Origin of the sequence: Acidovorax sp. (assembly GCF_046314175.1) — a bacterium.
Classification (GTDB): Bacteria; Pseudomonadota; Gammaproteobacteria; order Burkholderiales; family Burkholderiaceae_C; genus Acidovorax.
Genome location: NZ_JBKBXG010000101.1, coordinates 1 through 17,511, shown reverse-complemented (window position 1 = coordinate 17,511; position 17,511 = coordinate 1). Strand labels below are relative to the sequence as shown.

Annotated in this window: 23 protein-coding genes and 1 pseudogene; 8 read left to right on the top strand and 16 right to left on the bottom strand. The window is 61.9% G+C overall.

What is annotated here, in order from left to right:
* The 8 genes and pseudogenes from ACK4OE_RS21875 to ACK4OE_RS21840 all read right to left on the bottom strand — a co-directional run.
* Positions 1 to 164 (bottom strand): annotated as a pseudogene (locus ACK4OE_RS21875) (F0F1 ATP synthase subunit beta); the annotation flags it as partial.
* A 39-nt stretch (positions 165 to 203) separates the two neighbouring features.
* Entirely contained in the window at positions 204 to 1,070 is an 867-nt protein-coding gene (gene atpG, locus ACK4OE_RS21870) for a F0F1 ATP synthase subunit gamma (protein ID WP_409888059.1), read from the bottom strand.
* An 18-nt stretch (positions 1,071 to 1,088) separates the two neighbouring features.
* Positions 1,089 to 2,642 carry a F0F1 ATP synthase subunit alpha gene (gene atpA, locus ACK4OE_RS21865; RefSeq protein WP_409888058.1) on the bottom strand — a complete coding sequence of 518 codons (1,554 nt, stop codon included), beginning with the start codon at positions 2,640 to 2,642 and terminating at the stop codon, positions 1,089 to 1,091.
* A 42-nt stretch (positions 2,643 to 2,684) separates the two neighbouring features.
* Complete coding sequence (locus tag ACK4OE_RS21860) at positions 2,685 to 3,227, bottom strand: F0F1 ATP synthase subunit delta (protein WP_409888056.1); 543 nt, start codon at positions 3,225 to 3,227, stop codon at positions 2,685 to 2,687.
* A 12-nt stretch (positions 3,228 to 3,239) separates the two neighbouring features.
* Positions 3,240 to 3,710: a F0F1 ATP synthase subunit B gene (locus tag ACK4OE_RS21855; protein ID WP_409888054.1), complete on the bottom strand. Its 471-nt coding sequence runs from the start codon at positions 3,708 to 3,710 to the stop codon at positions 3,240 to 3,242.
* A 34-nt stretch (positions 3,711 to 3,744) separates the two neighbouring features.
* A complete protein-coding gene (atpE, locus tag ACK4OE_RS21850) occupies positions 3,745 to 4,014 on the bottom strand; it encodes a F0F1 ATP synthase subunit C (protein WP_409888052.1) in 270 nt (89 codons plus the stop codon).
* 56 nt (positions 4,015 to 4,070) lie between these two features.
* On the bottom strand, positions 4,071 to 4,949 hold the full coding sequence (gene atpB, locus ACK4OE_RS21845) for a F0F1 ATP synthase subunit A (RefSeq protein WP_409888050.1): 879 nt from the start codon (positions 4,947 to 4,949) through the stop codon (positions 4,071 to 4,073).
* A 19-nt stretch (positions 4,950 to 4,968) separates the two neighbouring features.
* Positions 4,969 to 5,442, bottom strand: coding sequence for an ATP synthase subunit I (locus ACK4OE_RS21840; RefSeq protein ID WP_409888048.1), 474 nt, complete (start codon positions 5,440 to 5,442; stop codon positions 4,969 to 4,971).
* Positions 5,443 to 5,729: 287 nt separating this feature from the next.
* Here ACK4OE_RS21840 and ACK4OE_RS21835 point away from each other — a divergent pair, with 287 nt between their 5' ends.
* The 5 genes from ACK4OE_RS21835 (at position 5,730) to ACK4OE_RS21815 (ending at position 9,441) form a co-directional block, all read left to right on the top strand.
* Entirely contained in the window at positions 5,730 to 6,047 is a 318-nt protein-coding gene (locus tag ACK4OE_RS21835) for a YbeD family protein (protein ID WP_409888046.1), read from the top strand.
* 26 nt (positions 6,048 to 6,073) lie between these two features.
* Positions 6,074 to 6,769 (top strand): lipoyl(octanoyl) transferase LipB, encoded by a 696-nt coding sequence (gene lipB, locus ACK4OE_RS21830; RefSeq protein ID WP_409888044.1) that lies wholly within the window; start codon positions 6,074 to 6,076, stop codon positions 6,767 to 6,769.
* A gap of 26 nt (positions 6,770 to 6,795) precedes the next feature.
* Positions 6,796 to 7,776: a lipoyl synthase gene (gene lipA / locus ACK4OE_RS21825; RefSeq protein WP_409888042.1), complete on the top strand. Its 981-nt coding sequence runs from the start codon at positions 6,796 to 6,798 to the stop codon at positions 7,774 to 7,776.
* A gap of 33 nt (positions 7,777 to 7,809) precedes the next feature.
* Positions 7,810 to 8,520 (top strand): helix-turn-helix domain-containing protein, encoded by a 711-nt coding sequence (locus ACK4OE_RS21820; RefSeq protein ID WP_409888040.1) that lies wholly within the window; start codon positions 7,810 to 7,812, stop codon positions 8,518 to 8,520.
* 87 nt (positions 8,521 to 8,607) lie between these two features.
* Positions 8,608 to 9,441 carry a DMT family transporter gene (locus tag ACK4OE_RS21815; RefSeq protein WP_409888038.1) on the top strand — a complete coding sequence of 278 codons (834 nt, stop codon included), beginning with the start codon at positions 8,608 to 8,610 and terminating at the stop codon, positions 9,439 to 9,441.
* A gap of 84 nt (positions 9,442 to 9,525) precedes the next feature.
* Here the strand turns inward: ACK4OE_RS21815 and ptsP are convergent, their stop codons facing one another.
* The 5 genes from ptsP to ACK4OE_RS21790 are packed head-to-tail and all read right to left on the bottom strand — an operon-like array spanning position 9,526 to position 13,818.
* Positions 9,526 to 11,283, bottom strand: coding sequence for a phosphoenolpyruvate--protein phosphotransferase (gene ptsP, locus ACK4OE_RS21810; protein ID WP_409888036.1), 1,758 nt, complete (start codon positions 11,281 to 11,283; stop codon positions 9,526 to 9,528).
* Positions 11,284 to 11,332: 49 nt separating this feature from the next.
* Entirely contained in the window at positions 11,333 to 11,602 is a 270-nt protein-coding gene (locus ACK4OE_RS21805; protein ID WP_409888034.1) for an HPr family phosphocarrier protein, read from the bottom strand.
* On the bottom strand, positions 11,571 to 12,023 hold the full coding sequence (locus tag ACK4OE_RS21800; RefSeq protein WP_409888032.1) for a PTS sugar transporter subunit IIA: 453 nt from the start codon (positions 12,021 to 12,023) through the stop codon (positions 11,571 to 11,573). The genes ACK4OE_RS21805 and ACK4OE_RS21800 overlap by 32 nt, the downstream gene beginning before the upstream one ends.
* Positions 12,020 to 13,285, bottom strand: coding sequence for an MFS transporter (locus ACK4OE_RS21795; protein WP_409888030.1), 1,266 nt, complete (start codon positions 13,283 to 13,285; stop codon positions 12,020 to 12,022). The genes ACK4OE_RS21800 and ACK4OE_RS21795 overlap by 4 nt, the downstream gene beginning before the upstream one ends.
* A complete protein-coding gene (locus tag ACK4OE_RS21790; protein WP_409888028.1) occupies positions 13,282 to 13,818 on the bottom strand; it encodes a hypothetical protein in 537 nt (178 codons plus the stop codon). Before ACK4OE_RS21790 ends, ACK4OE_RS21795 begins: the two co-directional genes overlap by 4 nt.
* 224 nt (positions 13,819 to 14,042) lie before the next feature.
* Here ACK4OE_RS21790 and ACK4OE_RS21785 point away from each other — a divergent pair, with 224 nt between their 5' ends.
* Complete coding sequence (locus tag ACK4OE_RS21785; protein WP_409888026.1) at positions 14,043 to 14,546, top strand: TlpA disulfide reductase family protein; 504 nt, start codon at positions 14,043 to 14,045, stop codon at positions 14,544 to 14,546.
* A 113-nt stretch (positions 14,547 to 14,659) separates the two neighbouring features.
* On the opposite strand, the gene ACK4OE_RS21780 is transcribed toward ACK4OE_RS21785, so the two are convergent.
* Positions 14,660 to 15,115 carry a c-type cytochrome gene (locus ACK4OE_RS21780; protein ID WP_409888024.1) on the bottom strand — a complete coding sequence of 152 codons (456 nt, stop codon included), beginning with the start codon at positions 15,113 to 15,115 and terminating at the stop codon, positions 14,660 to 14,662.
* A 156-nt stretch (positions 15,116 to 15,271) separates the two neighbouring features.
* On the opposite strand from ACK4OE_RS21780, the gene ACK4OE_RS21775 reads away from it, so the two are divergent.
* Together ACK4OE_RS21775 and ACK4OE_RS21770 are read left to right on the top strand one after the other, a co-directional pair.
* Complete coding sequence (locus ACK4OE_RS21775; protein WP_409888022.1) at positions 15,272 to 15,955, top strand: cytochrome b/b6 domain-containing protein; 684 nt, start codon at positions 15,272 to 15,274, stop codon at positions 15,953 to 15,955.
* 47 nt (positions 15,956 to 16,002) lie between these two features.
* Positions 16,003 to 16,494 carry a GNAT family N-acetyltransferase gene (locus tag ACK4OE_RS21770; protein ID WP_409888020.1) on the top strand — a complete coding sequence of 164 codons (492 nt, stop codon included), beginning with the start codon at positions 16,003 to 16,005 and terminating at the stop codon, positions 16,492 to 16,494.
* Between the two features lie 71 nt (positions 16,495 to 16,565).
* Here the strand turns inward: ACK4OE_RS21770 and ACK4OE_RS21765 are convergent, their stop codons facing one another.
* Positions 16,566 to 17,072, bottom strand: a complete 507-nt coding sequence (locus tag ACK4OE_RS21765; protein ID WP_409888018.1) for a peroxiredoxin — start codon at positions 17,070 to 17,072, stop codon at positions 16,566 to 16,568.
* 173 nt (positions 17,073 to 17,245) lie between these two features.
* The coding region (gene rpsQ / locus ACK4OE_RS21760; RefSeq protein ID WP_409888016.1) for a 30S ribosomal protein S17 at positions 17,246 to 17,511 on the bottom strand (266 nt) is incomplete at its 5' end.

Genomic DNA, 17,511 nt, shown 5'->3' with positions numbered 1-17,511 from the left:
AGCTGCTGCTGCACTTCCAGCGTCAGCGTCGAGCCGTCGAGCTTCAGAGCGTCGTAAATCTTGGGCATCTGGTCGCGCGGGAACTCAACGTCCACCACAGCGCCGATACATTGAACAATCTTGCCCTGAACGCTTGCGTTCACTTGGGTATTCTCTTGAGCCATTTTTCTCGCTCCAATTTAGATGTTGGTTGAGCTGCTTGCTTACACAGCAGCGGCGCCGGATACGATTTCCGAAAGTTCTTTCGTAATCGCTGCTTGGCGCGTCTTGTTGTAGACCAGCTTCAACTCGCCAATGACGCTGCCGGCGTTGTCGGTGGCAGCCTTCATGGCCACCATGCGTGCCGACTGCTCGGACGCCATATTTTCCGCAACCGCCTGGTAGATCAGGGACTCGACATAACGGACCAGCATCTCGTCGATCACGCTTTGCGCGTCGGGCTCGTAGATGTAGTCCCAGCCATGTTCCGTCTTTTCGGCCTGCATCTGCTCGGAGGACAGGGGAAGCAGCTGCTCCACCACCGATTCCTGCTTCATGGTGTTGATGAACTTGGTGTAGCTCAGATACACCGCGCTGACCTTGCCTTCTGCGTACGCATCGAGCAACACCTTGACGGGACCAATCAACTTATCCAGATGGGGCGTGTCGCCCAGGCCTGTCACGTGCGAAACCACCTTGGCACCCACACGGTTCAGGAAACCCAGGCCCTTGTTGCCAATAGCAACCGCCTCGGTAGACACGCCAGCACCCTGCAGCTCACGCAGCTTGGACGTCACGACGCGCAGCACGTTGGTGTTCATGCCACCGCACAGGCCCTTGTCGGTCGTCACCACAATCACGCCAGCCACCTTGGCATCGTTCAATTGCATGAACGGGTGCACGTACTCTGGATTGGCATGGCCAAGGTTGGCTGCAATGTTACGGATTTTCTCGCTGTAAGGGCGGGCGGCACGCATCCGTTCCTGCGCCTTGCGCATTTTGGATGCAGCCACCATCTCCATGGCTTTGGTGATCTTCTTGGTGTTTTCGACCGATTTGATCTTGCCGCGTATTTCCTTGCCTGCTGCCATGATGATTCCTCGTTCGGATTAAGCGAACGACTTCTTGAACGCGGCGATAGCGGCGGACATTTCGGCTTCAGCGTCCTTGTCCATGGCCTTGGCCTGTTCCAGCTTAGCCAACAGAGCAGCGTGGCTGGTCTTCAGGAACTGGTGCAGGCCGTGTTCGAAGTCGAGCACTTTCTTGACGTCGATGTCGTCCATGAAACCCTTGTTCACAGCAAACAGCGTGGAAGCCATCAGCGAGATGGACAGCGGGCTGTACTGCGCCTGCTTGAGCAGTTCGGTCACGCGGGCACCGCGGTCGAGCTGCTTGCGGGTGGCTTCGTCCAGGTCGGAGGCAAACTGCGCGAACGCGGCCAGTTCACGGTACTGGGCCAGGTCGGTACGGATACCGCCGGACAGGTTCTTGATCAGCTTGGTCTGGGCAGCACCACCCACGCGCGACACCGAGATACCGGCGTTGATGGCGGGGCGGATACCGGCGTTGAACAGGCTGGTTTCCAGGAAGATCTGGCCGTCGGTGATCGAGATCACGTTGGTCGGCACGAAAGCGGACACGTCGCCGGCCTGCGTTTCGATGATGGGCAGCGCGGTCAGCGAACCGGTCTTGCCCTTGACTTCACCCTTGGTGAAGGCTTCGACGTAGTCGGCATTCACGCGGGCTGCGCGCTCGAGCAGGCGGCTGTGGAGATAGAACACGTCGCCGGGGTAGGCTTCACGGCCTGGAGGACGGCGCAGCAGCAGCGAAACCTGACGGTAGGCCACGGCCTGCTTGGACAGGTCGTCATACACGATCAGTGCGTCTTCGCCACGGTCGCGGAAGTACTCGCCCATCGTGCAGCCCGAGTAGGCCGACACGTACTGCATGGCAGCCGATTCGGAAGCCGATGCGGCCACCACAATCGTGTAGTCCATGGCACCGGCTTGTTCCAGTGCGCGCACCACGTTCTTGATCGACGAAGCCTTCTGACCGATGGCAACGTAGATACAGGTAACGCCCTGCCCCTTCTGAGCGATGATGGCGTCGATAGCGACAGCCGTCTTGCCGGTCTGGCGGTCACCAATGATCAGCTCGCGCTGGCCGCGGCCCACGGGAACCATGGAGTCGATGGACTTCAGGCCGGTCTGCAGAGGCTGGTCCACCGATTTACGAGCGATAACACCCGGTGCGACCTTTTCGATCACATCGGTGAGCTTGGCGTTGATGGGGCCCTTGCCGTCAATCGGCTGACCCAGGGCGTTCACCACACGGCCAATCAGCTCAGGGCCGACAGGTACTTCCAGAATACGGCCCGTGCACTTCACGGTGTCGCCTTCGGAAATGTGTTCGTACTCACCCAAAATCACGGCGCCGACAGAGTCGCGCTCAAGGTTCAGAGCCAAGCCATAGGACGGCTGTCCGTCCTTGGTGGCGGGGAACTCCAGCATTTCGCCTTGCATCACGTCCGACAGGCCATGAACGCGCACGATACCGTCAGACACGGACACCACGGTGCCCTGGTTGCGGATATCGCTGCTGGCTGCCAGACCTTCGATGCGGCTCTTGATGAGTTCAGAAATTTCTGCGGGATTGAGTTGCATGACTCTTTCCTTCTTTCTTTGGTTCGCTGCCCTCGCCGCGCGTTACGCGGTGAGAGCCGCTTTCATTTGTTCAAGACGGGCCTTGACCGAAGTGTCCAGCACCTCGTCACCCACCACTACGCGAATGCCGCCAATCAACGACTCGTCCTGTTGAACGGCGAGATTGAGCTTGCGGCCGAAACGCTTTTCCAGCGCTGCACTGACCTCGGACAGTGCTGAACTGTCCATGGGAAAGGCGCTGAACACCACGGCATCCGAAGATCCGTTGCGGCGATTCACGAGGGCACGAAATTGCGCAGCCACTTCCGGGAGCGCATTGAGACGCCCGTTGTCGATGACCGTGCGCAGAAAATTCTTGGCCATGTCGGACAGCGCTGAACGCGCCACACCCGTGACAACCGCAAACACTTGGTCTGCGGTTACCTTGGGGTTGTCCGCCAGATCACGCAACTGGGGGTTGACGGCAATAGCCGCCAGCTCATCGACCCAGTCGGCAGTGCTGGCCAGATCCATGCCCGCACCCGCAGTTGCGGCCTTGAACAGAGCGTCCGCATAAGGGCGGGCAATGGTGGCGAGTTCAGCCATATATGTCCCCCCTTACAGCTCGGTTTTCAGGCGGCTGAGCAAATCGGCGTGAACGCCGGCATTGACTTCCTTGCGGAGAATCTGCTCAGCGCCCTTGACGGCGAGTGCAGCAACCTGCTCACGCAGTGCTTCGCGGGCTTGCACCGTTTGCTGCTCGGCTTCAGAACGGGCGGCGGCGACGATCTTGTGACCTTCCTCGGTAGCGCGTGCCTTGGCCTCATCGATGATGGCCTGGGCACGTCGGTCGGCGTCCGCAAGACGCGAGGCCGTCTCGTTGCGCGCCTGTGACAATTCCTTCTCGACACGCTGATTGGCAGCAGTCAATTCGGATTTGGCACGGTCGGCAGCTGCGAGGCCATCGGCGATTTTCTGGGCTCGTTCATCCAGCGCCTTGGTGATGGGTGGCCACACGAATTTCATCGTGAACCACACCAGCACAAAAAAGACGATGATTTGGAAGAACAGGGTCGCGTTGATACTCACGGCAACACCTTTCTAAGATGGCGTTGACGAATGATTACTTTGGAACGCTGGCCAGGAACGTAGCAGCAAAGGGGTTTGCAAAAGCAAACAGCAGAGCGATAGCCACACCAATCAGGAAAGCCGCGTCGATAAGACCAGCCAAAATGAACATTTTGGTTTGAAGTTCGTTAATCAGTTCAGGCTGACGGGCCGACGATTCCAGAAACTTGCCACCCATCAAAGCGATACCGATCGAAGCACCGATAGCACCGAGGCTCACAATCATGCCGCAAGCCAAAGCAACGTAACCGAGAATGTTTTCCATGATAACTCCTGAGTAAAAAAGAAAGGTTTGATAAACAACAAGGGGAAACTTGAAAATCAATGGGCTTCGTGCGCTTGGCCAAGATAGATCAGGGCAAGCATCATAAAGATAAAGGCTTGCAGCGTGATCACCAAGATATGGAAGATGGCCCACAAAGAGCCCGCAATGACGTGACCCAGCGGCATGAGGACACCAGACAAGGACAAGGCAGCAGCACCACCCATAAGGGCAATCAGCATGAACACCAACTCACCCGCGTACATGTTCCCAAATAGTCGCATGCCATGCGAAACCGCCTTGGCAAAGTATTCGATGATCTGCATCACCAGATTAATGATGCCCAAGATGATGGCGAAAATCGGGTTCTTGCTGGTGCCAAACGGAGCGCTCACCAACTCGTGCGTCCAACCGCCCAAGCCTTTGATTTTCACGCTGTAGTACAGGCACAAAAGCAAAATAGCGACAGCCAAGCCCAACGTCGTAGAAAGATCTGCAGTTGGCACTACACGCAAATAAGCGTGATGCGGATCATGACCAGCCAATTCGTAGATTTTCGCCCAGATGGAAGGCAGCAAATCCACAGGCAACATGTCCATGGCGTTCATCATGAAGATCCAGACGAACACCGTGAGCGCCATAGGGCCAATGAATTTCCGGCTGTTGGCGTTCTTGATATTGGCCTTGGTTTGCGTGTCCACCATTTCAACCAGCATTTCAACTGCTGCCTGAAACCGCGTGGGAACGCCAGAGGTCGCTTTGCGGGCACCGAGCCACAAAACAAACAACCCCAAAAAACCCACCAAGAAACCGATTACCAAGGAGTCGATGTTGACCACCGAAAAGTCAACGATCGCCTTTTGAGGGATGTTCTGCAAGTGCTGCAGGTGGTGAACGATGTATTCACTTGCAGTCGGAGCGTGCGCTTCTGCGGCCATCGGACAACTCTTCTCTATATCAATCGGTTTTTCGGACACTGGGCCGCACCAACAGCGCGATCCAGTACGTTTTCATCGTGATCACCATACCCACCACGAGAGCCACCCAGTTCAAACCGGGAACCACCCAAGGCGCCGCCGCAAGCAGCGCTACCGTCAGCAGGATCTTGGCAATCTCCCAACCAAAGAACCCGACCATGGCAGCACGCGGATTGAACGACGCGCTGTGACGCAGTACACCCCGCGCAAACAAAGCCGCCGGAACCACCACCGCCACTGCGCCGTAAGCTGCAGACCAACCCATCGGCACGCTGCCCGTCAGAACCCAAGCCACCAGGGCCACCAGGACTCCAACCAGCGCCTGACCTGCCACCACCTTCCACACCGAAACGGGAGGATTGCGACTGCGCCACACCGCGGCCTCTTCGGCCGTGAGGGGCTTGAAGTCAGATTCTTCAGCCTCAGTTTCAGTCTCAGGCGCGATTGTTTTCATTGTTGAACGACGCCCGCGTTGCAGACTGCAACTTTCACAAAGCCTCTAATTATAAGTAAAAACCCATGCCACCCAACAAAGACCCGCAACCCCGGCACGAAACTGGTGCGCTCGTTCGCTCGGTTGTGGTGATGGGCCAACGGCTTTCAATGGGATTGGCGCACAACCACGCATCGGACTGGGTCACTCCGCACTAGCGCGTGCAGTGGCGTCAACACCCGCTGGCGCACAATGGCCATGCCGTGCCAGCTATTGAATTCGCAGCAAACACTCCACCACCTTTCACCATGACCTCCTCTACCCCGCCGCCCGCAAACGGCCTGGACACACAGGCTACCGATTCACGCAAAGATTCGTTGATTGAATACCCCTCGCAATTTCCGATAAAGGTCATGGGCGCCAAGGTAGACGGCTTTGTGCATGCCGTCACCGAGCTGGCCCGCCAGTTCGATCCGACCTTTGATGCCAGCACCATTGAACTGCGCGACAGCCGCGCTGGCAATTACCTCGGAGTAACCATCACCATCACGGCGACGAGCCGCGAGCAGCTGGACGACCTGTACCGCGCCCTCTCGTCGCATCCCCTCGTCAAAGTGGTGCTGTAGTCGCAAGCGCGCGGGAGATTTTCTGCATGACCATCGACATTCACATGCTGGGCCGCGTGGACTATGCCGCCACCGTGCAGGCCATGCAGGACTACACGGCCAGCCGGAGCCCAGAAACCCCCGATGTGCTTTGGGTGTGCGAACACGCCCCGCTGTACACCCAGGGCCTTGCTGGCAAAAGTGACCACGTACTCAACCCGGGCGACATCCCCGTGGTGGCCACCAACCGCGGCGGCCAGGTCACCTTTCACGGCCCCGGCCAGGTGGTGGCCTACCCGCTGATCGACCTGCAACGTGCTGGCTATTTCGTCAAGGAATACGTCTACCGCGTGGAGGAGGCGGTGATCCGCACGCTGGCGCACTTTGGCATCACGGGCCACCGCGTGGGCGGCGCCCCTGGCATCTATGTGCGGCTGGACGACCCACACAGCCACGCGATGCTGCCGCAGCGTCCGCAAAAACGCATCGGCACGGCGGCCTCGATTCCCGACTTTGAAGGCCTGGGCAAGATCGCCGCGTTGGGCATCAAGGTCAGCCGACACAGCACTTACCACGGTGTGGCGCTCAATGTGGCGATGGACCTGGAGCCCTTCGCGCGCATCAACCCTTGCGGGTACGCAGGTTTGCAAACGGTGGACCTTTCTACAATCGGGGTCAAAACCACCTGGGACGAAGCCGCGCAGGTGCTGGGCCAGCAGCTCAGCATCCGCCTTGCGCGTTGATCTCTCTTACACGCTGCCTACACGCCATGAGCACCCCTGAAGTCGTCCGCGAAGCGCAATCCACCGAAGACTACAACCCGCTGGCCAAGCAAAAGGCTGCGGCCAAGCTGTCGCGCATTCCGATCAAAGTGGAACGCGGCGAGGTGCTGAAAAAGCCGGAGTGGATTCGCGTCAAGGCGGGTAGCCCCACCACGCGCTTTTACGAGATCAAGGAGATCCTGCGCGAGCACAAGCTCCACACCGTGTGTGAAGAAGCCTCGTGCCCCAACATCGGCGAATGTTTTGGCAAGGGCACTGCCACGTTCATGATCATGGGCGACAAATGCACCCGCCGCTGCCCGTTCTGCGACGTGGGCCATGGCCGCCCCGATCCCCTGGACAAAGACGAGCCGCTGAACCTGGCCAAGACGATTGCAGCACTCAAGCTCAAGTACGTGGTGATCACCAGTGTGGACCGCGACGACCTGCGCGACGGCGGCAGCGGGCATTTTGTGGAATGCATCCAGAACATCCGCGAACTGTCACCCACGACCCAGATCGAGATCCTGGTGCCCGACTTCCGTGGTCGTGACGACCGGGCGCTCGAAATCCTGAAAGCCGCGCCGCCCGACGTGATGAACCACAACCTGGAAACCGCGCCGCGTTTGTACAAGGAAGCGCGCCCCGGCTCTGACTACCAGTTCAGCCTGAACCTGCTCAAGAAGTTCAAGGCACTGCATCCCAAAGTGCCCACCAAGAGCGGCATCATGGTGGGCCTGGGCGAAACCGACGAAGAGATCCTGCAGGTGATGCGCGATATGCGCGACCACCACATCGACATGCTGACCATTGGCCAATATCTGGCCCCCAGCAACAGCCACCTGCCCGTGCGCCGCTACGTGCACCCCGACACATTCAAGATGTTCGAGGAAGAGGCCTACAAGATGGGCTTCAGCCACGCCGCAGTGGGCGCCATGGTGCGCAGCAGCTACCACGCCGACCAGCAAGCGCACGCCGCTGGCGTCTAAGGCTGGCGCCGAGCGAAGCCGCAGAGCACGCACATGGTCCCAGCGGAATCGCTCTCTTTGCGGCACTACGGCGCTTCGCCGGGCAGCCACAGCCACGACCACTTCCAGATTCTGCTGGGCCTCTCCGGCGCGCTGGATCTGGAGGTCGATGGGCGTGGTGTGCGCGTGGCACCGGGCGCTGGCTGCGTGATTGCACCGGGAGATCGGCACGACTTTGAATCGTCGCGTGGCAGCGTGTGCCTGGTGCTCGACAGCGCACACCCTGACTGGGCGCAGTGCGCCAACCCGCGCCGCACCACCACACTGTCCGCTGATGCACTGCCGTTGGCTCGCTATCTGGCCAGCGCACTGCAACAAGGCCGCCCCCTGGCTCAGACTCACGGCCCCGCACTGCTGCTGGAGGCATGGCTGGGCGACGCCCATCCACACATCCCACAGCTCAACACTGAACGCCGACGAGCCATCGATTGGCTCGCACTCCAGCAGTGGGCCGCCCAACAGTGGCACCGCGACCTCACCGTGGCCGACCTGGCGGCGCGGGTGCACCTGAGTCCCAGCCAGTTTGCGGCCCGCTGCCGCGAGGACCAAGGCCAAAGCGCCATGGCCTGGCTGCGCAGCCAGCGGCTGGCGCAAGCGCGGATGCTGCGCGGCACCGGCATGCCCGTGGCCGAGGTGGCGCGGCGCACGGGCTACCGCTCACCCTCGGCCCTGACTGCTGCGCTGCGCCGCACCGAACATCACTGACGAGCATTGAGACGATCGCTGGTGCGCGACGACGAACCGCCGTTGCGCGACGATCCGGGGCCGCTGGCACGCGTAAGCTCCCCCTCCATGCAAGCCAACCTGTACGCCCTGGGCGCCATCGCACTGTGGGCCTCCCTCGCATCGCTGGGCGTCTCGCTCACGCACATTCCGCCGTTCCTGCTCACGGGCATAGCGCTCATCATCGGCAGCGTACCCGCCTGGCCGTTTGTGCTGCGCGATCCATCGCAGTGGCGCATTCCGCTGCGCACGCTGGCGCTGGGTGTGTATGGCCTGTTTGCGTACCACTTTCTGCTGTTCATCGCGCTGCGCCACGCGCCGCCGGTGGAGGCCAACCTGGTGAACTACCTGTGGCCGCTGTTCATCGTGGTGCTGGCACCCGTGGTGCTGCCGGGCGTGGCGCTGCGCTTGCCGCACGTGCTGGCGGCGCTGCTGGGGTTTGCAGGGGCGGCGATTGCCATAGTCGGCGGGCGCGAGCTGAGCGGCACGCTGGCATGGGGCTATCTGCCCGCGTTAGCGGCTGCTTTCATCTGGGCCACGTACTCACTGCTGACCAAGCGCGTGACGGCTTTCCCGACCACGGCGATTGGCCTCTTCGGCCTGGTGTCGGGCGTGCTGTCGCTGCTGTGCCATGTGCTGCTGGAGCCCTCCGTCGCGCTGCAGCCGCGCGACTGGGCGCTGCTGGCGGTGCTGGGCCTGGGGCCGCTGGGGGCGTCGTTTTTTATGTGGGACAAGGCGCTCAAGCTGGGCGATGCGCGGCACATCGGCATCCTGAGCTACGTTACGCCGCTGGCGTCAACAGCGTTGTTGATTGTGGTGAGTGGCCGCCCGTTCACCTGGAGCATTGCGCTGGCCACGGTGATGATCATCTGCGCCGCAGTCATGGGGATGCGGGCGCGCTGAGCACAAAATATTAGTCAAATTAGCCTCTAGCGCTTATCTATCAAGCGCTAGCAGCTATCAATTTAGGACTAAACGCTCGATGGCCTACGAGGCCAGCAGCGCAGCGGGCTCATCGCCCTCCAGCACCTGCTGCGCCCAGGGCGCCAGCTTGCGGGTGTCGGCGCGCAGCACCTCTTGTTTGATCGCCAGGATCTGCGCCGGGTGCATCGAAAAGCTACGCAGTCCCAAACCCAGCAGCAGGCGCGTCATGGCCACGTCGCCTGCCGTTTCGCCGCACACACACACGCTCTTGCCCTGGCGTTCGCCCTCGGCAATCACATCGGCCACCAGGCGCAGCACGGCCGGGTGCAGCGGGTCATAGAGGTGCGCCACGGCCTCGTCGGCGCGGTCGATGGCCAGCGTGTACTGGATCAAGTCGTTGGTGCCGATGGACAGGAAGTCGAAGTATTTGAGGAAGGTGCGCACCATGAGCGCAGCCGCAGGCACCTCGATCATGGCGCCCAGTTGTACCGGGCCGTGGGGCACGCCGCGCGCGTCGAGCTCGGCACGGGCCAGGTCGACCTGCGCCAGGGTCTGCTGGATCTCGTGCGTGTGCGCCAGCATGGGGAACAGCAGATTGACCTTGCCATGCGCCGCCGCACGCAGCACGGCGCGCAGCTGGGTGCGGAACATGGCCGGGTCGGCCAGGCTCCAGCGGATGGCGCGCAGGCCCAGGGCCGGGTTCAGGTAGCTGTCCTTGTGGGCCTTGTGATCCAGGGGCTTATCGGCGCCCACGTCGATGGTGCGGATGGTGACCGGCAGGCCCTGCATGCCGTCGATGGCCTCGCAGTACGCGCGGTACTGCTCGTCCTCGCCGGGCAGGTTGCCCGTGCGGCCCATGAACAAAAATTCGCTGCGAAACAGCCCCACGCCTACAGCTCCGGCGCGCACGGCGGCAGCGGCGTCGCCGGGCTGCTCGATGTTGGCCAGCAACTCCACCTTGTGGCCGTCGATGGTGATGGCGGGTGTGTGGCGCAGCCGTGCCAGCCGTTCGCGCTCCAGCTCAACCTGGCGCTGGCGGAAGCCGTATTCGGCCAGGATGATGGGAGACGGATCGACGATGACTACGCCCGCATCGCCGTCGATGATGACCCAGTCGTCCTGCCGCACCAGCTGGCTGGCACTGCGCGCGCCGACGACGGCCGGGATGTCCATGCTGCGAGCGACGATGGCAGTGTGGCTGGTCTTGCCGCCCACATCGGTCACAAAACCTGCAAACACGCTTTGCTTGAACTGCAGCATGTCGGCGGGCGACAGGTCGTGTGCGACCAGCACCAGGGGCACATCCACCGTGTCGTCCAGCAGCAGGTCTTGCTGTGTCTTGCGGCGCGGGCTGCTGGCGGGCGGTGCCACGGGGCTGGCCACGCCTTTCATGTAGCGCAGGATGCGCTCAACCACCTGCTCCAGGTCTGCCTTGCGCTCGCGCAGGTACTCGTCCTCCATCTCGTCGAACTGGCGCGCAATGACTTCAAGCTGCGTGGTCAGCGCCCACTCGGCGTTGTACAGGCGCTCGGTGATCCAGTGCTTGACGCCGCCCGTGAGCGCCTCGTCCTGCAACAGCATCAGGTGCACATCCAGCAGCGCGGTCAGCTCATGCGGCGCGTCGGCAGGCATGTCGGTCTGAAGGCGCTGCAGCTCTTCGACCACCGCATTTCGGCCATTGCGCACCCGCTCGATCTCGCCCTCCACCTGATCGGGCTGCACAAAATAGTGCGCCACATCCACGCGGCTGGACGCCACCAGCACCGCTCGGCCAATGGCAATGCCGCGGGCGACTGCGAGACCGTGGACGGAAAAAGTCATGGTGGGGTCACAGGTTCAACAAGCAAGGAAAGGTGTGGGGGCTGCAGGCTCACTCACCCTCACCGAATTTGTCAGCGATGAGCGCAAGCAGTGCATCCATGGCCTCCTGCTCGCGATCTCCGCTGGTTTCTATCTCCACCTCGGTGCCCATGCCGGCCGCCAGCATCATCACGCCCATGATGCTTTTGGCGTTGATGCGGCGGTCGCCACGGCTCATGAAAACGTCACACGGGAAGCTGCCCGCCAGCTTGGTCAGCTTGGCCGAGGCGCGGGCATGCAGGCCCAGTTTATTGTTGATGGTCGTACGAGTCTTGATCATGTCGGCTACGGCGGTTCTGGTTCTGTGGTGCGGAGATGGCCACCTGCATCACCCCTTGTGTGCCACCGACCACAGCGCGGTTGACGACGGAGTCGAGCGGCTCGGCCCGGTAGCTCACAGCGCGCAGCAGCATGGGCAGGTTGACGCCGGTCACCAGACGCGAGCGCACGCCATCGACAACGCGCTGCGCAATATTGCAGGGCGTGGCGCCAAACACATCGGTCAGCACCAGGGTCGAATCGGCTCCCAGCTGGTCGAGCAGGATGCGGGCTTGTGCCAGCGACTCTTCGGGCGGCATATTGGGCGGCACGTCCAGTGCGGTCACGCTGTCGCCACAGTCGGGAAACACATGCAACGCGCATTCGCGCAGCGCGTGGGCCAGCGGGGCGTGCGCAATGATGAGGATGCTGGTGGTGCTCATGGGGTGGAGGTTTGAGGCACATTATGGCGCTGCCCCCGCAGCAGGAACCACGCATACGCCGCAACGTTGCACACCAGGTACACGCCCATGGCCGCCTGAAACGATGGCACGGTCGACAAGCCTGCGGCCGCAAACGCATCCACCGCCAGCCCGATGCCCCACTGCACCACGAACACGCCTGAAAAGATCACAAGGTTGTAGGCCGACAATGCTCGGCCCGCCAGCGCCTGCGGAAACGCCAGCGCCACCGCAGGTTGCGACAGCGACACAAACGTGCACGACACACAAAACAGCGCCCAGGCCCCGCCCCCCGCCTGCGGCCCGGCAACGATGATGCCCAGCAACACGACAAGGCACAGGGGCAGGCCCGCCGCCATCAGCCGGTCAGGACCAAAACCTTTGCGCAGTAGCCACGGGTTGACCATGCCCCACATCCAGAACGTGCAGAGCATGGACACGTTGATCCAGAACAGGCCGGTGGCCGATTCCAGCGGCGTGTAGCCCGCCACCCGCTGCATCCACGGCCCGGCCCACAGCGTCTGCATGGCAACCATGCCGCCGTAGACAAAAAAACCGAGCGGGGCGAGCCGCTGAAAGTACGGGTGGCGCCACACCATCGCATAGCCCTCGGGCGCGTGTTCGCTCCCGGCAGTCGGTGGATCGGCATCGGCCGTCGCTTTTGAGGCGCCGCCCCAGTGGGGCACCCACACCGCGATCACCACCATCGACAGAACGATCAATCCCGCCAGACCCCAGAACAGGGGCCGCCAGCCCACCAGCGGCAGTGCCCATTGCACCGGCAGCGTCGATGCCACCATGCCCAACGAACCCGTCATCAGCATCCATGAGTTGGCCCGCATCTGCGCAGTGGGCGCCAACCAGCGCCGGTACCCGGTGAGCGGCGCCATCAGGCACGCGCTGACCCCCGCCCCGCACAGCACCCGCCCCGCCAGCAAGCCCGAGAAGCCCGTAGCCACCGAGAACACCAGGCTACCCACCACCGCCACCCCCAGGAAGCCCAGCGCGACCTTCTTCGGGCCATGGCGGTCCAGCCAGGTGCCCAGCGGCAGCTGCGTGGCCGAAAAGCCCAGAAAGTACCCACCGGCCAGTAACCCCAGGTCACTGGCCTGCAGCGTGAACTCCTCTGCCAGCGTCGGTGCCAGCGTGGCCGTCACGGCGCGCACCAGGGCTGACAGAAAGTACGCAAAGGCAAAGGCCAGGAAAACAATAACGGCCGTGCGCCGCGGCAGCACCCCGCTCATTGCAATGCCAACCCGGCAAAGAACTGGTCGGCCACTTCGGGACGGGACTTGGGGCTGTAGACCACGGCGTGGTACAGACGCACCTGCGGCCCCACAGCCCGAGCAAACCACACCCCTTGCGCCACCACAGGGCTGCCGTCGGTGCGCTGGCCCTGCACGGTAGTGCGCACCGATTGCGGCACTGGCAGTACACCCGCAGGCGCATAGGGTTTGTCCACCGCAGCGGCGGCGGCGCCAGAGCCCATGTTGGCGAGCACCGCAGAGCGCCAGTGGGTCAACGCCGCGCCCACCTGCGCGGGGTCTGCAAGCGCGGCATGCGACACCGCGAACGTCGCTCCATCCGCATCACAGCCGGTCATGGACAGCTCTACCGGCGCGCCCGCCAACTCGACCTGGCGGGTGGCCTGGTCGGGCTTGCATGGCAGGGTGATGGTGATTGCGGCATCCGGCAGCGGCACGCTGCGCCAGTTCAGTGCGGGGCTGCAGCCCGCGAGCAGCAGCAGGGCAGTGGCCCCGGTCAATGTCCAGTTCATCGGTCGATTATCGGCAGTGGTGCCCACGTTGGGTGCGTGCACACCCAAACGCTGCAGCTGGGCCGAACTTTTGCGCGCTGTACGAGTCCACCTCCGGCTGCGTTGCCGGTCCTCAGCTCTTCTGTTCAACAAGACGAGCGATGCCCCTCGCATCACAGCGTCCGGCACAATGCCGGTTTGGGCGCGACCCCTGTACGTATGGACGAACGATTGATGGTGAAGTCATGGCAATAAAACATTGGGCGGCAGGTGTGGCAGTAGCGGCATTCGCTGCTGTGGGCGCGTATGTGTACCTGGACACTGGCCGTGCGGCCGCACCCGCATCCACGTTTGTGCTGCTGGACGGCTCCAGCAAGACCACGGCGGACATGCAGGGCAAGGTGACCTTGGTGAACTTCTGGGCCACCAGCTGCACCACCTGCGTGGCCGAGATGCCCGAGATTGTGGCCACGTACAACAAGTACCAGAGCCAGGGCTTTGACACCGTGGCCGTGGCCATGAGCTACGACCCGCCCAGCTACGTGGTGAACTTTGCCGAAACCCGCAAGCTGCCCTTCAAGGTCGCCATCGACAACACGGGTGCGGTGGCCCATGCCTGGGGCGACGTGCGGCTCACACCGTCCACCTTCATCGTGAACAAGCGCGGCGAGATTGTGAAGACCTTCGTCGGCGCCCCCAACTTCCCCGAGCTGCATCTGCTCATCGAAAAGCTGCTGGCTGAAACCTGACAGCGTCCCGGAGCAAAACAAAAAGGCCAATTTCACTTGAAATTGGCCTTTTGCGCTTATTGGACAAGCGCTAGCAGCTATCGAATACGTAGCTGCTCAGCACTTGCCTCGGATCATTTGGCGCGGTAGTTGTCATGGCAGGCTTTGCAGGTGCCTGCGGCTGCGCCAAACGCGGTCTTGAGATTATCGAGATTGCCCGTCTTGGCCGCAGCTGCCAGCTTGATGGATTCAGCCTCCAGTTTGTCGGAGTGTTCCTTGTACTTGGCCTGTTCGGTCCAGATCTCTGGCAGCGCCTTGGTGGGCGCCCCCTTGTCCGTACCCGGCCCAAACCCCGCCCACGGCAGTTTGGCCATCTGGGCCACAACATCCGCATTGTCCTGCGCCACCTTGGCATCAAACGGTACGCGGCCGTTCGCCATGGCACCGATGCGGCTGAAATGCTGGCCCATCACAAACAGCGCGCTCTGGCGGTATTTGATGGCGTCCTCGGCTTTGGCGAACTGGGCAGACGCTGGTGCCGAAAGGGTCAGGGCGGCAGCGGCAAGGGTGAACGCGGCAAGTGCTTTCATGGGAGCTTCCTTTTTCGTGGGGGACAAAAAACCGTACGTGCGGTGGGGAGTATGCCGGTTTGTCGCAAATTTGGCACCCGGCCGCAACACCGGGTAAATCCCACGTCCCGCACAATGTCATGATCGTTCGCACCCCCACCTCAGCCGCCACACACCATGACGCAGCACCCACACACCGTACGCATCTGGGACCTTCCCACCCGCATCTTCCACTGGGCGCTGGCCGCCAGTGTGATCGGTCTCGTTATCACTGCCAAGGTCGGCGGCAATGCGATGGAATGGCATTTTCGCCTTGGGCATCTGGTGCTGGCGTTGCTCGTCTTCCGCATCCTCTGGGGCCTGATCGGTGGACGGTGGTCGCGGTTTTCAGCCTTTGCGTACTCCCCGGCCCGGCTCGTGCGCTACGTTCGCGGCATGGCGCACCCTGATGACAGCGTGGGCCACAGCCCGCTGGGAGCTATGTCTGTATTTGGCCTGCTCGCCGTGCTGATCGTGCAGGTGGCCACTGGCTTGCTCAGCGACGATGAGATTGCGTTTGCGGGCCCGCTGACACGCTTTGTCTCCAACGCGGTGGTGGGGCAGGCCACCGGGTACCACAAGGAGATCGGCCAGTATTTGGTGCTGGGACTGGTCGCACTGCATGTTCTGGCCATCCTGTTCTACGTGCTGGTGCGCAAGCAGCGGCTGGTGCGCCCCATGCTGCACGGCGACAAAGTGCTCGCTACGCCGGTGGCCCCATCGCGCGACGATGCGAAGACGCGGTTGCTAGCACTGGTGGTGCTCGCGCTGAGCCTGGGGTTGTCGTGGTGGGTGTCAACCCTCGCTGCTGCAGGGTTCTGAACCGGACTCGCTACACTGCGGCTTTTGTTGTTTTACACACTGGTGTTTTGGACAAGCCTACTGTCACCCTGCGGACCCCCACCTCGCCCGCCGAGCTGGACACGGTCCGCGAAATCTTCCGCGAGTACGCTGACGCTCTGGGCGTGGACCTGTGTTTTCAGGACTTTGAGAGCGAGCTGGCCCAATTGCCTGGCGACTACGCCGAACCGCGCGGCGCGCTGCTGCTGGCCGAGGTGGAAGGCGCCATTGCCGGTTGTTGTGCATTGCGCCCGCTGGATACTGCCGATTACCCGAACGCAGCCGAGATGAAGCGCCTGTTTGTGCGCAAGGCCTTCCGCGGTTTTGGCCTGGGCAGAGAGCTTGCAGAGGCTATTCTAGACCGAGCCCGCTTGGCTGGATATGCCTGCGTGTTGCTCGATACGCTGGACGACATGGAGTCCGCGCGGGCCCTGTACACCGACCTGGGTTTTGAAGAGGTGCCGCCTTACTATCACAACCCGATTGCGGGGGCGCATTACCTCAAGGTCGATATTTTTTAGTGTTTCTTGGCGCTAGCGCTTTATGGATAAGCGCTAGCAGCTATACATTTAATAGCAATTAGCGACGGGGTTCAAGCCTTGGCCTGGGCCAGCAAGGTGTCCGCATCGCTCACTTCAAACTTGCCCGGCGCTTCCACATTCAGCGTGACCACCTTGCCGTCGCGGACCAGCATCGAGTAGCGATTGCTGCGCAGTCCCAGGCCCTTGCCGTTCAGGTCCAGCGTCAGCCCGGTCGCCTTGGCAAACGTTGCGTCACCGTCGCCCAGCATGCGCACCTTGCCGTCCGTCTTCTGATCGCGCGCCCATGCGCCCATCACGAAAGCGTCATTCACACTCACGCACCAGATTTCGTCCACGCCAGCCGCCTTGAACTCGGCCACCTTTTCCACATAGCCGGGCACATGTTTGGCCGAGCAGGTGGGAGTAAAGGCGCCTGGCAGCGCGAACAGGGCAATCGTCTTGCCAGCGGTGGCCTTGTCGACAGGCACGGGGTTGGGGCCAATGCTGCAGCCTTCGCCCTCCACTTCCGAATATTCCATGAGGGTGCTGGCGGGCAGGGTGTCACCGACTTTGATCATTGTCATCTCCTTGAGGTTTGTGGATAAATACGGGTTGTGTAAGCGAACTGCCCGGGGCCGCAACAGGTGTGAAGCCCACAAAGCAAAACGACCCACATTGTGGGTCGTTTTGGAAGGACCTTTCGGCCCAGGGCTTTCGCCCGGGGTTTTGCCCCGGAGCGTTGGCGTGCTGATTACAGCAGACCGGCCTTTTGCACCAAGCGGGTGGCAACCCAGTTCTTGGTCTTGGAGAGCGGACGGCTCTCGGTGATTTCGATGGTGTCGCCCAGCTTGTACTCGCCATTTTCGTCATGGGCGTGGTACTTGCTCGACTTACCGACGATCTTGCCGTAGAGCTCGTGCTTCACACGGCGCTCGACCAGCACGGTCACAGTCTTTTGACGCTTGTCGCTGACCACCTTGCCAACCAAGGTGCGCTTGAGGGATTTTTTAGGTTCCG